This window comes from Erwinia sp. GW821-FHT03D09, from assembly GCF_059420805.1.
Window position 1 is genome coordinate 225,284 of sequence record NZ_JBWKUK010000005.1, and the last position, 12,652, is coordinate 237,935.

12 protein-coding genes are annotated in these 12,652 nt (G+C 52.7%); all 12 read left to right on the forward strand.

All coding sequences use genetic code 11. From position 1 onward, the window contains the following. Window positions 1-27: 27 nt before the first annotated feature. The 12 genes from tsf (at window position 28) to lpxA (ending at window position 12,649) form a co-directional block, all read left to right on the forward strand. Window positions 28-879 carry a translation elongation factor Ts gene (tsf, locus tag AC07U6_RS06830; protein ID WP_105595441.1) on the forward strand — a complete coding sequence of 284 codons (852 nt, stop codon included), beginning with the start codon at window positions 28-30 and terminating at the stop codon, window positions 877-879. Window positions 880-1,036: 157 nt separating this feature from the next. Then, window positions 1,037-1,762 (forward strand): UMP kinase, encoded by a 726-nt coding sequence (gene pyrH, locus AC07U6_RS06835; protein ID WP_105595442.1) that lies wholly within the window; start codon window positions 1,037-1,039, stop codon window positions 1,760-1,762. 245 nt (window positions 1,763-2,007) lie between these two features. Beyond that, on the forward strand, window positions 2,008-2,565 hold the full coding sequence (gene frr / locus AC07U6_RS06840) for a ribosome recycling factor (RefSeq protein WP_205066813.1): 558 nt from the start codon (window positions 2,008-2,010) through the stop codon (window positions 2,563-2,565). A 149-nt stretch (window positions 2,566-2,714) separates the two neighbouring features. Beyond that, entirely contained in the window at window positions 2,715-3,920 is a 1,206-nt protein-coding gene (ispC, locus tag AC07U6_RS06845; RefSeq protein WP_494761630.1) for a 1-deoxy-D-xylulose-5-phosphate reductoisomerase, read from the forward strand. 179 nt (window positions 3,921-4,099) lie between these two features. Beyond that, window positions 4,100-4,852 (forward strand): (2E,6E)-farnesyl-diphosphate-specific ditrans,polycis-undecaprenyl-diphosphate synthase, encoded by a 753-nt coding sequence (gene ispU / locus AC07U6_RS06850; RefSeq protein WP_494761631.1) that lies wholly within the window; start codon window positions 4,100-4,102, stop codon window positions 4,850-4,852. 18 nt (window positions 4,853-4,870) lie between these two features. Continuing rightward, window positions 4,871-5,728 (forward strand): phosphatidate cytidylyltransferase, encoded by an 858-nt coding sequence (gene cdsA, locus AC07U6_RS06855; RefSeq protein ID WP_494761632.1) that lies wholly within the window; start codon window positions 4,871-4,873, stop codon window positions 5,726-5,728. A gap of 9 nt (window positions 5,729-5,737) precedes the next feature. Further along, a complete protein-coding gene (gene rseP / locus AC07U6_RS06860) occupies window positions 5,738-7,087 on the forward strand; it encodes a sigma E protease regulator RseP (protein WP_494761633.1) in 1,350 nt (449 codons plus the stop codon). 96 nt (window positions 7,088-7,183) lie between these two features. Beyond that, complete coding sequence (bamA, locus tag AC07U6_RS06865) at window positions 7,184-9,595, forward strand: outer membrane protein assembly factor BamA (RefSeq protein ID WP_494761634.1); 2,412 nt, start codon at window positions 7,184-7,186, stop codon at window positions 9,593-9,595. Between the two features lie 123 nt (window positions 9,596-9,718). Continuing rightward, window positions 9,719-10,216: a molecular chaperone Skp gene (gene skp, locus AC07U6_RS06870; RefSeq protein WP_494761635.1), complete on the forward strand. Its 498-nt coding sequence runs from the start codon at window positions 9,719-9,721 to the stop codon at window positions 10,214-10,216. Between the two features lie 3 nt (window positions 10,217-10,219). Further along, entirely contained in the window at window positions 10,220-11,242 is a 1,023-nt protein-coding gene (lpxD, locus tag AC07U6_RS06875; RefSeq protein ID WP_494761636.1) for a UDP-3-O-(3-hydroxymyristoyl)glucosamine N-acyltransferase, read from the forward strand. Between the two features lie 159 nt (window positions 11,243-11,401). Next, window positions 11,402-11,857, forward strand: a complete 456-nt coding sequence (fabZ, locus tag AC07U6_RS06880) for a 3-hydroxyacyl-ACP dehydratase FabZ (RefSeq protein ID WP_105595450.1) — start codon at window positions 11,402-11,404, stop codon at window positions 11,855-11,857. Window positions 11,858-11,860: 3 nt separating this feature from the next. After that, the gene (lpxA, locus tag AC07U6_RS06885) at window positions 11,861-12,649 is read left to right on the forward strand and encodes an acyl-ACP--UDP-N-acetylglucosamine O-acyltransferase (RefSeq protein ID WP_494761637.1); all 789 of its coding nucleotides are present in this window, start codon (window positions 11,861-11,863) and stop codon (window positions 12,647-12,649) included. Window positions 12,650-12,652 lie beyond the last annotated feature (3 nt).

Consider the following 12,652-nt stretch of genomic DNA (forward strand, 5'->3'; position numbering starts at 1 on the left):
AGATGCTGACTAACCGAGGATTAGAGAATGGCTGAAATTACCGCTGCTCTGGTAAAAGAACTGCGCGAGCGTACTGGCGCTGGCATGATGGATTGTAAAAAAGCACTGACCGAAGCGAGCGGCGACATTGAGCTGGCGATCGAGAACATGCGTAAATCTGGCGCAATCAAAGCCGCTAAGAAAGCGGGCAACGTTGCTGCTGACGGCGTGATCAAAACCAAAATCGTTGGTAACTACAGCGTGATTCTGGAAGTTAACTGCCAGACCGACTTCGTTGCTAAAGATGCTGGTTTCCAGGCGTTCGCTGATAAAGTGCTGGATGCCGCAGTTGCTGGCAAAATCACTGACATCGAAGTGCTGAAAGCACAGTTCGAAGAAGAGCGTGTTGCGCTGGTTGCTAAAATCGGTGAAAACATCAACATTCGTCGCGTATCTTCTCTGGAAGGTGAGGTGCTGGGTAGCTACCTGCACGGCGCACGTATTGGCGTTCTGATCTCTGCTAAAGGCGCAGACGAAGAACTGGTTAAGCAGCTGGCAATGCACGTTGCAGCAAGCAAGCCAGAATTCGTTAAGCCAGAAGACGTTTCTGCAGAAGTGGTTGAGAAAGAGTACAAGGTTCAGCTGGACATCGCCATGCAGTCCGGTAAGCCAAAAGAAATCGCAGAGAAAATGGTTGAAGGCCGCATGAAGAAATTCACCGGCGAAGTTTCTCTGACCGGCCAGCCTTTCGTTATCGACCCAAGCAAAACCGTGGGCCAGGTTCTGAAAGAGCATAACGCTGACGTTGTTAACTTCATCCGCTTTGAAGTGGGCGAAGGTATTGAGAAAGTTGAGTCTGACTTCGCAGCAGAAGTTGCTGCCATGTCTCAACAGTCTTAATTTCGATAAAGGAACCGCCGAACGGCGGTTCTTTTTTGCCTGCCTCTGGCGCAGCGCAATTTCAGTCTCATCCCAATAGCATTCTTCTCCTGCTTCCAGGATGATACCGCACAGTTTATACCCCTTTTTTCGATGATTGCTTGCAGGAAAAAACACCATGGCGACTAATGCAAAACCCGTATATCAACGTATCCTGCTGAAACTAAGTGGCGAAGCACTGCAAGGTGCAGAAGGCTTTGGTATTGATGCCAGCGTTCTGGATCGCATGGCTCAGGAAGTGAAAGAGCTGGTTGAACTGGGCATTCAGGTAGGCGTGGTCATCGGTGGGGGGAACCTGTTCCGCGGCGCAGGCCTGGCACAGGCCGGCATGAACCGCGTAGTAGGCGACCACATGGGGATGCTGGCAACCGTGATGAACGGCCTGGCAATGCGTGATGCACTGCACCGCGCCTATGTGAATGCCCGTCTGATGTCGGCAATCCCGCTGAATGGCGTTTGCGACAACTACAGCTGGGCAGAAGCGATTAGCCTGCTGCGTAATAACCGCGTGGTGATTTTCTCTGCCGGTACCGGCAACCCGTTCTTTACCACCGACTCTGCAGCCTGCCTGCGCGGCATCGAAATCGAAGCCGATGTGGTTCTGAAAGCCACTAAAGTGGATGGCGTTTATTCTGCCGATCCGGTGAAGAACCCGGATGCAACGCTGTATGAACAGCTGACCTATACTGAGGTGCTGGATCAGGAACTGAAAGTGATGGATCTGGCCGCCTTTACGCTGGCGCGCGATCACCAGCTGCCTATCCGCGTGTTCAATATGAACAAACCTGGCGCACTGCGTCGCGTGGTGATGGGCGAAAAAGAAGGCACGCTGATTACGCATTAATATCAGTCTGCATTTAAAATGGTTAAGATAAGGTATATTCTGCCAGTCAGGGTTATCCTTCATACTCTGAATAATTCGATCTGCGGCAGGCCGTGAGTCAGCGGGAGCACCGATAACGGTGTGATCGGGGTGAATGGTTACAGCAAACGCACCTGCAGCTTGAATTAAGACGCGTAAACATATATTTGAACGGCTTCCGGCGTTGCCGGATGCTGGTGGATCAAACAGAATCCAAGGGTTTCAACGTGATTAACGACATCAAGAAAGATGCAGAAGTACGCATGGATAAATGCGTAGAAGCATTCAAAAACAACATCAGTAAAATTCGTACCGGCCGCGCATCACCGGCTATTCTCGACGGCATTATGGTCGATTACTACGGTTCTGCCACCCCGCTGCGCCAGCTGGCGAGCGTGACCGTGGAAGACTCCCGTACGCTGAAAATCAACGTGTTTGACCGTTCGATCAGCAATGCCGTTGAAAAAGCGATTATGTCTTCTGACCTTGGTCTGAATCCAATGTCTGCGGGCACCGATATCCGTGTTCCACTGCCAGCGCTGACGGAAGAGCGTCGTAAAGATCTGATTAAAATTGTTCGTGGTGAAGCAGAGCAGGGCCGCGTGTCCGTGCGTAACGTGCGTCGCGATGCCAACGACAAAGTCAAAGCGTTGCTGAAAGACAAAGAAATCAGTGAAGACGATGACCGTCGCTCACAGGAAGACATCCAGAAAATGACCGATGTTGGCATCAAGAAAATCGATGCTGCGCTGGCCGAGAAAGAAGCGGAGTTGATGGAATTCTGATTTCATCATGATCCGATGAAACGCCGTACAGATCGCCTTTCCCGGGAACGGCCGATCTGGCGGCGTTTTGCATTTACTCATTCCCCCAAAGGGCGGTTTTGCCTTTCCCTGGTTGCCGCCTGTGACGGGTCACTACACAGAGCAGCCTCATGAAGCAATTGACCATTCTCGGTTCGACCGGCTCAATCGGCACCAGTACGCTGGGCGTCATTCGTGCAAATCCTCATCTTTTTTCCGTCAGGGCGCTGGTTGCCGGGCGTAATGTTGAATTGATGGTTGAACAATGCCTGGAGTTTCGCCCCACTTATGCCGCGATGTCGGATGAGCAGGCCGCGGTAGAACTGCGCCTGCGCCTGCAGAGCCTTAACGTGAAGACGGAAGTGCTGAGCGGCGAGCAGGCGGCCTGCGATCTGGCCTCGCTCGATGATGTCGATCAGGTGATGGCAGCGATTGTCGGCGCAGCGGGGTTACTGCCGACTCTGGCGGCCATTCGCGCTGGTAAGCAGGTGCTGCTGGCGAATAAAGAAGCGCTGGTGACCTGTGGACGCCTGTTCCTTGATGCTGTCAGCGCGTCAAAAGCCCAGCTTTTACCCATTGATAGTGAACACAATGCGATTTTTCAGAGTTTGCCTGCTTCCTTACAGCAGAAGTTGGGGTACGCTTCTCTCGAGGAAAATGGCATAGACAGCATTATCCTCACGGGGTCGGGTGGCCCGTTCCGTGATACACCGTTGGCTGAACTCAGTCGCGTTACGCCAGATCAGGCGTGTGCACATCCGAACTGGTCAATGGGGAGAAAAATTTCCGTTGATTCGGCCACCATGATGAACAAAGGCCTGGAATATATCGAAGCCCGCTGGCTGTTTAACGCCACGGATGCGCAAATGGAAGTGATTCTGCATCCGCAGTCCGTTATCCACTCAATGGTTCGCTACCGTGACGGCAGCGTGATTGCACAGTTGGGGTCACCGGACATGCGCACGCCTATTGCTCATGCGATGGCGTGGCCGGAGCGCGTTAGCTCAGGTGCTCCGCCGCTGGATTTCACCCGCATGAAGGCACTCACTTTTGCGGAGCCGGACTACGCGCGTTACCCGTGCCTGAAGCTTGCAATCGATGCAAGTCTTGCGGGACAGGCGGCGACGACTGCGCTGAATGCGGCCAATGAGATCGCCGTTGCGGCGTTTCTGGCATCGCAAATCCGCTTTACCGATATTGCAGCACTCAATGTTGCGGTGCTGGAAAAACTGTCCAGCCAGGAGCCGCAAAGCGTAGGGGCGGTACTCGCTATCGATCGTGAAGCGCGTGCTTTGGCGACGTCCCTGGTACCTCGTTTTTCCGCTCCCTCGGCGTAACGCGATTTCGCGCGTCGCCATTTGTGGGCACCGGGAGGAGATGATATAGTCTTCGCCCACCGAACAGAGGTACTACGTGATAAAGCGGATGAGCCAACCCTTTTTGCACGAATTTTGTGCTGTGCGGGTGAAATATTCCAAAGCCGTTGTATTTCTGAACAAGGAAATCATTACGCGTTATGTCGTCCGAAAATTTATTACAAAGCGATGACCAGACGGGGCTGAAGCCTCGCCATGTGGCCATCATTATGGATGGCAATGGCCGCTGGGCTAAAAACCAGGGTAAGCTGCGCATTTCCGGCCATAAGGCGGGTGTTAAATCCGTGCGCCGCGCCGTCAGTTTCGCCGTCAGCAATAAGCTGGACGCGCTGACACTGTATGCCTTCAGCAGCGAAAACTGGAATCGTCCGCAGCAGGAAGTTCTGGCTTTGATGGAGCTGTTTGTCTGGGCACTCGACAGCGAAGTAAAAAGTCTCCATAAGCATAATGTCAGATTGAGAATTATTGGTGACATCAGCCGCTTTAATTCCCGTCTGCAGGAACGTATTCGCCGCGCTGAGGAACTTACTCAACAAAATAATGGACTAACGCTCAACATAGCCGCGAATTATGGCGGTCGTTGGGATATTATCCATGGTGTCAGAAAATTGGCCGAGCAGGTCCGGGAAGGTCTTCTTCGCCCCGATCAAATTGGGGAAGAGACGCTGGAGCCCTATCTTTGCCTCAATGAACTGGCCCCTGTGGATTTAGTAATAAGGACTGGGGGAGAGCATCGCATCAGTAACTTCCTGCTGTGGCAAGTCGCTTACGCAGAGTTCTGGTTCACTGATACTCTCTGGCCTGATTTTGATGAACAAGTTTTTGAAGGTGCACTGAATGCGTTTGCACAACGAGAGCGCCGATTTGGCGGCGCAGCACCCGGCAGCGTATAGGCGCACTGGGGGTAATCTTTGCTGAAGTCTCGCCTGATTACCGCATTTATTTTAATTCCGATTGTGATTGCAGCGCTGTTTCTGCTGCCACCGTTAGGATTTGAGATCGTCATTTTAGTTATTAGCATGCTGGCTGCCTGGGAATGGGGGCAGTTTTCCGGTTTTGCTTCGCGTTCGCAGCGGATCTGGCTGGCACTGCTTTGCGGTTTGCTACTGGCCTTTATGCTTATCACTCTCCCGGCTTATCAACATCTGGTTCAGTTGCCACAGGTTAGCGGTGCGCTCTGGATCGCGTTAGGCTGGTGGATTGCGGCGCTGCTGCTGGTGTTGTTCTATCCGGGCTCTGCAGCGCTCTGGCGGACGTCAAAGCCGCTACGACTGATATTTGGTCTGCTCACTATTGTGCCGTTTTTCTGGGGCATGTTGGCGCTACGCCAGTATCATTACGAATCCGACCATTTCGCCGGTGCCTGGTGGCTGCTGTACGTAATGCTGCTGGTGTGGGGCGCTGACTCCGGTGCCTATGTGTTTGGCAAGCTGTTTGGCAAACACAAGCTCGCGCCGAAAGTGTCTCCGGGTAAAACCTGGGAAGGTTTTTTCGGTGGGCTGGTCACTTCTGCGCTGCTCTCGTGGTTATTCAGCGCGTTTGCCCCGCTTGAAGTTTCTTTGGGCACGTTGTTGGTCTGCTCGATCGCGGCCGCACTGGCCTCGGTGCTGGGTGATTTGACCGAGAGCATGTTCAAGCGTGAAGCGGGCATCAAGGACAGCGGCAATCTTATTCCCGGCCATGGCGGCATTCTCGATCGTATTGATAGTCTGACCGCGGCGGTTCCCGTTTTTGCCTGTCTTCTACTGCTAGTGTTTGGGACTCTGTAGGGAAACATTATGTTGAGCGTACTCTGGAGTCTGGCTGCTTTTATCGTTGCGCTGGGAATTTTAATCACCGTGCATGAGTTTGGTCACTTTTGGGTGGCCCGCCGCTGCGGCGTCAAAGTCGAACGTTTCTCGGTCGGTTTTGGTAAAGCCCTGTGGCGTCGCCGTGATAAGCAGGGAACAGAGTACGTTATCGCCCTGATCCCGCTCGGCGGCTACGTCAAGATGCTCGATGAGCGTGTTGAGAGTGTACCGCCTGAACTTCGCCACCAATCCTTCAACAACAAAACCGTTCTTCAGCGCGCTGCGATTATCGGCGCGGGGCCAATGGCCAACTTCATCTTTGCTATCATTGCCTACTGGCTGGTATTTATCATCGGCGTTCCCGGTGTTCGACCGGTTGTTGGTGAAATAACCAGCAATTCGCCTGCTGCAATCGCGCAAATTACCCCAGGCATGGAACTTAAAGCCGTTGACGGTATCGAAACGCCTGATTGGGATGCTGTGCGTATGGCACTCGTTGCGAAGATTGGTGATGAAAGCACCACCGTCAGCGTAGCGCCGTTCGGTAGCGATCGGGCCAGTGACAAACGTATCGATCTGCGCAACTGGCAGTTCGAACCCGATAAGCAAGATCCGGTTGTGGCTCTGGGTATTCAGCCCCGAGGACCACAAATAGAGACGACGCTGGCGCAGGTGCAGAAGAACTCGGCGGCAAGTAAGGCGGGTTTGCAAGCGGGCGACAGGATCGTTAAAGTCAGTGGTCGGCCGCTGGACCAGTGGCAGGATTTTGTGACGACGGTGCGTGATAATCCGGGAACGGCAATCGCACTGCAGGTTGAACGTCAGAGTGGCACGGTTGATTTAACGCTGACGCCGGACATCAATCCGCGTAATAAGGCAGAAGGGTTTGCCGGGGTTGTCCCGCGGGTTATTCCACTGCCTGATGAGTACAGAACGGTACGTCAGTATGGACCGTTTGCCGCTATCGGTGAGGCCAGTGCAAAAACCTGGCAACTGATGAAGTTAACGGTAAGCATGCTGGGTAAACTGATTGTCGGTGATGTGAAACTGAACAATCTCAGCGGGCCGATTTCTATCGCCCAAGGGGCTGGGATGTCAGCGGAGTATGGCTTGATTTATTATCTGATGTTCCTCGCTCTGATTAGCGTGAACCTTGGGATAATCAACCTGTTCCCACTGCCGGTGTTAGATGGTGGACATCTGTTGTTCCTGGCGATCGAAAAGATCAAAGGAAAGCCGGTGTCCGAGCGAGTTCAGGACTTCAGTTATCGTATCGGCTCTATTTTGCTGGTGCTGTTAATGGGGCTTGCACTATTCAATGATTTCTCGCGCCTCTAGGAGCTCAGGAATCAGTCAGCGAAGGCCACAACAGGCCGGCGTGAACTGAAATCCCCTTAAGCGATGAGAACCAGTTAGGAAGAATGCATAACAACGATGGCGATGAAAAAGTTGCTCATAGCGTCGCTGCTGCTTAGCAGCGCTACCGTATACGGTGCAGACGGATTCGTAGTGAAGGATATTCATTTCGAAGGCCTGCAGCGAGTCGCCGTCGGTGCGGCATTGCTCAGTATGCCAGTCCGCGTGGGAGACACTGTCTCCGATGAAGATCTCAGTAATACTATTCGTGCACTTTTTGCGACCGGGAATTTTGAAGACGTTCAGGTTCTGCGCGACGGCAATACGCTGATCGTACAGGTTAAAGAGCGTCCGACAATTGCCAGCATTACTTTCTCCGGCAACAAAGCGGTGAAAGAGGACATGCTGAAGCAAAACCTTGAAGCTTCAGGTGTGCGCGTGGGTGAAGCGCTGGATCGCACCACTATTTCCTCGATTGAAAAGGGACTGGAAGACTTCTACTACAGCGTCGGTAAATACAGTGCCAGCGTGAAGGCGGTGGTTACGCCGCTGCCGCGCAACCGTGTTGACCTGAAGCTGGTGTTTACCGAAGGTGTTTCTGCGCAGATTCAGCAGATTAATATCGTGGGTAATAAAGCCTACAGTTCTGAAGAGTTGATCTCCCGCTTCCAGCTGCGCGATGAAGTGCCGTGGTGGAATGTGGTGGGCGATCGTAAATACCAGAAACAGAAGCTGGCCGGTGACCTTGAGACGCTGCGCAGTTTCTATCTGGATCGCGGCTATGCCCGTTTCAACATCGACTCCACCCAGGTCAGCCTGACGCCGGATAAAAAAGGTATCTACATTACCGTGAACATTTCAGAAGGCGATCAGTACAAGCTTTCCGGCGTGACGGTTAACGGCAACCTGGCTGGGCACTCGGCAGAGATCGAAGGGCTGACTAAAATCACCCCGGGCGAACTCTATAACGGCGCCAAAGTGACCCGTATGGAAGACGATATCAAGAAGCTTCTGGGGCGCTATGGCTATGCCTATCCGCGCGTTCAGACTCAGCCTGAAATCGACGACAGCAATAAAACCGTTAAGCTGCATGTGAATGTGGATGCGGGTAACCGTTACTACGTGCGTAAAGTTCGCTTCGAAGGTAACGATACGTCGAAAGATTCCGTACTGCGCCGCGAAATGCGTCAGATGGAAGGCGCATGGCTGGGCAGCGACCTGGTTGAGCAGGGTAAAGAGCGTCTGAATCGCCTTGGCTACTTCGAAACCGTGGATACAGACACGCAGCGCGTTCCAGGCTCGCCTGACCAGGTAGACGTCGTCTACAAGGTTAAAGAACGTAACACCGGTACGCTGAACTTTGGTATTGGCTACGGTACAGAAAGCGGCGTCAGCTTCCAGGTGGGTGTGACCCAGGATAACTGGCTGGGTACCGGTAATACCGTTGGTATTAGCGGTACCAAAAATGATTATCAGACCTACGCTGAATTCTCACTGACTGACCCGTACTTCACGGTCGATGGTGTCAGCCTGGGCGGTCGTCTGTTCTATAACGACTTTAAAGCCGATGATGCCGACCTGTCTGACTATACCAACAAGAGCTATGGTTTAGACGGCACGCTGGGCTTCCCGGTGAACGAGAATAATACCCTGCGCGTGGGACTTGGCTATGTGCATAACAGCCTGTCCAACATGCAGCCGCAGGTCACCATGTGGCGCTACCTGCGTTCCGTTGGGAAAAACCCGACGCTTGATGGCGACGAAGAGTACTCGGCAGATGACTTCACCTTCAACTACGGTTGGACGTACAACACCCTGGACCGCGGTTTCTTCCCGACCTCCGGTAACCGTACTAACCTGAATGGTAAGGTGACGATTCCTGGTTCCGATAACGCCTTCTACAAAGCGACGTTGGACACGCAGCAGTATCTGCCGCTAAACCAGGACCGCACCTGGGTGATGTTAGGCCGTGGTCGTGTAGGCTATGGTGACGGTCTGAGCGGCAAAGAGCTGCCGTTCTACGAGAACTTCTATGCTGGTGGTTCCAGTACGGTGCGCGGCTTCCGCTCCAATAACATTGGTCCGAAAGCGTCATACCTGAATAATGGTTCTTCAGACTGCTCAGGCACTGACGTGAACAAAGTGTGTAATTCAGACGATGCCATCGGTGGTAACGCCATGGCCGTGGCCAGCCTTGAGCTGATTACGCCAACGCCATTCATCAGTGAGAAGTACTCTAACTCGGTACGTACGTCACTGTTTGTGGATGCGGGTACGGTCTGGGATACTAAGTGGGAAAACACCGCAGAGACGCGTGCGGCGGGTATTCCTGACTACAGCGATCCAAGCAACATTCGTATGTCTGCCGGCTTAGCGTTGCAGTGGATGTCACCTTTAGGTCCATTGGTGTTCTCCTACGCTCAGCCGTTCAAAAAGTATGATGGAGATAAAGCTGAACAGTTCCAGTTTAACATTGGTAAAACCTGGTAATTCGGTGTAGCAAGGAAGTACGCAAAAGAGTATCGCGCAGTTAAGTGATGGCCTGCTTAAGCGGGCCACACAATGCGCAACACATGTGTCCATGACACAAACGTTGATGGTAAGGAGTTTATAGTGAAAAAGTTGTTGTGTGCCGCAGGTCTGGGTATTGCTATGGCGGTTTCCGCTGGAGCCCAGGCAGCTGACAAAATTGCAGTGGTGAACGTTTCCAGCATTTTCCAACAGTTACCAGCGCGTGCGACCGTTGCGAAGCAGCTTGAGAATGAATTCAAAGGCCGCGCTACAGAACTTCAGGGCATGGAACGCGATCTGCAAACTAAAATGCAGCGTTTACAGCGTGACGGTTCTACCATGAAAGCCAGCGATCGTAGCCGTCTGGAAAAAGACGTGATGGCGCAGCGTGAAACCTTCTCAACCAAAGCCCAGGCTTTCGAGCAGGATAACCGTCGTCGTCAGGCTGAAGAGCGCAACAAAATTCTGACCCGTATCCAGGATGCCGTGCGGAAAGTTGCTGATAGCGAAGGCTATGATGTGGTTATCGATCAGAATGCCGTAGCCTACTCGGCTAAAGCAAAAGACATCACTGCCGATGTACTGAAACAGGTTAAATAATACATGTCTTCAATTCGACTGGCTGATTTAGCCCAGCAGTTGGATGCAGAATTGCACGGAGATGGCGATATCGCCATCTCCGGCATCGCTTCTATGCAATCCGCTCAAACCGGTCAGATCACTTTCCTTTCCAACAGCCGCTATCGTGAGCAGCTGGCTACCTGTCAGGCGTCTGCCGTGGTGCTGTTAGAAGCAGATCGCGAATGTTTTGCTGGCGCGGCTCTGGTAGTGCAAAATCCTTATCTGACTTATGCCCGTATGGCGCAGCTGCTGGATACGACACCGCAGCCGGCCACAAATATTTCGCCTGCAGCAGTAATAGATTCAACTGCTACGCTGGGTCAAAATGTCTCGATTGGCGCTAATGCGGTGATCGAATCCGACGTTGTGCTGGGCGATAACGTGGTTATCGGCGCTGGCTGCTTCGTGGGGAAAAAGGCACGAATTGGTGCAGGCAGCCGCCTGTGGGCCAATGTGACCGTTTATCATGAAGTGCAGATTGGCAGTGATTGCCTGATCCAGTCAGGTACGGTCATTGGTGCTGACGGTTTCGGCTATGCCAACGATCGCGGCAACTGGGTGAAAATTCCTCAGCTCGGTACGGTCATCATTGGCGATCGCGTTGAGATTGGTGCCTGTACCACAATCGATCGTGGTGCGCTGGATAACACTCAAATCGGGAATGGTGTTATCATAGATAACCAGTGCCAGATTGCACACAATGTTGTAATCGGTGATAACACTGCCGTTGCAGGTGGCGTGATTATGGCTGGCAGTCTTAAGATCGGTCGTTACTGCATGATCGGTGGTGCCAGCGTAATTAATGGTCATATGGAAATTTGTGACAAAGTAACCGTCACGGGAATGGGAATGGTGATGCGACCAATCACCGAACCTGGGGTATACTCTTCGGGGATCCCACTCCAGCCCAACAAAACCTGGCGCAAAACTGCAGCGCTGGTGATGAACATTGACGAACTGAGCAAACGCTTGAAGGCCGTCGAACGCAAGGTTGATAAAGACTGAGCGACGATTCATCACTTACGCTGCCCAGCTTTCATAAATAGAACATGCTAAGCAGGGAAAGCCAAGCGCACGGAAATGATTTGCGGCCTGCTAACGATCGGCGATTGTTGCAGGCCGTGTTATTGATGCCATCAGAATGTTTAGGACAGGAAGAGTATTTTGACTACTGAAACTCATACTCTGAAGATTGAAGAGATTATTGAATTACTGCCGCACCGCTACCCGTTTCTGCTGGTCGATCGCGTACTTGAGTTTGAAGAACACAAGTATCTGCGTGCGGTGAAGAATGTCTCGGTTAACGAACCGTTTTTCCAGGGCCATTTCCCTGGTAAGCCGATTTTCCCAGGTGTATTGATCCTGGAAGCGATGGCTCAGGCCACGGGAATTCTGGCGTTCAAAAGCGTAGGGAAACTGGAACCGGGTGAGCTGTACTACTTCGCCGGAATTGACGAAGCGCGCTTTAAGCGCCCTGTAGTACCTGGTGACCAGATGATCATGGAAGTGACCTTCGAGAAAACCCGCCGTGGGTTGACGCGCTTTAAGGGCGTGGCGACCGTTGACGGTAAAATTGTCTGCGAAGCAACAATGATGTGTGCCCGCAGCCGGGAGGCTTAATTCGTGATTGACAGCACCGCCGTAATTCACCCAAGTTCGATCGTTGAAGAAGGTGCCGTCATTGGCGCTGGCGTTCAGATTGGTCCCTTTTGCGTCGTAGGCGCTAACGTATCAATCGGTGAAGGCACGATTCTCAAATCGCACGTTGTGGTGAATGGCCATACCCGTATCGGTAAGGACAATACCATTTACCAGTTTGCCTCCATCGGTGAGGTAAACCAGGATCTGAAATACGCCGGTGAACCTACCCGTGTTGAGATTGGCGATCGTAACCGTATTCGCGAGAGCGTCACCATCCACCGTGGCACGGCTCAGGCTGAAGGCGTGACCAGGCTGGGTGACGATAATTTGCTGATGGTGAATGCGCATATCGCCCATGACTGCGTTGTCGGTAATCGCTGTATCCTGGCAAATAATGCCACTCTGGCAGGCCATGTTACCGTCGATGATTTCGCGATTATCGGTGGTATGACGGCGGTGCATCAGTTCTGCATTATTGGCGCGCATGTTATGGTCGGTGGTTGTTCCGGCGTGGCGCAGGACGTTCCTCCTTACGTCATCGCTCAGGGTAATCACGCGACGCCATTCGGTATTAACCTTGTGGGTCTGCAGCGCCGAGGCTTCAGCAAAGATGCCCTGCATGCAATTCGCAACGCCTACAAGCTGTTGTACCGCAGCGGCAAAACGCTGGATGAAGTGAAGCCCGAGATTGCCGAGCTGGCCAAAGCGCACCCTGAAGTTCAGCCTTTCTATGACTTCTTTGCGCGTTCGACCCGGGGCCTGATTCGTTAACTC

Coding starts and splice junctions, on each gene's coding strand:
- pyrH (WP_105595442.1), top strand. CDS start 1,037: ATGGCGACTAATGCAAAACCCGTATATCAACGTATCCTGCTGAAACTA.
- rseP (WP_494761633.1), top strand. CDS start 5,738: ATGTTGAGCGTACTCTGGAGTCTGGCTGCTTTTATCGTTGCGCTGGGA.
- bamA (WP_494761634.1), top strand. CDS start 7,184: ATGGCGATGAAAAAGTTGCTCATAGCGTCGCTGCTGCTTAGCAGCGCT.
- tsf (WP_105595441.1), top strand. CDS start 28: ATGGCTGAAATTACCGCTGCTCTGGTAAAAGAACTGCGCGAGCGTACT.
- ispC (WP_494761630.1), top strand. CDS start 2,715: ATGAAGCAATTGACCATTCTCGGTTCGACCGGCTCAATCGGCACCAGT.
- ispU (WP_494761631.1), top strand. CDS start 4,100: ATGTCGTCCGAAAATTTATTACAAAGCGATGACCAGACGGGGCTGAAG.
- lpxD (WP_494761636.1), top strand. CDS start 10,220: ATGTCTTCAATTCGACTGGCTGATTTAGCCCAGCAGTTGGATGCAGAA.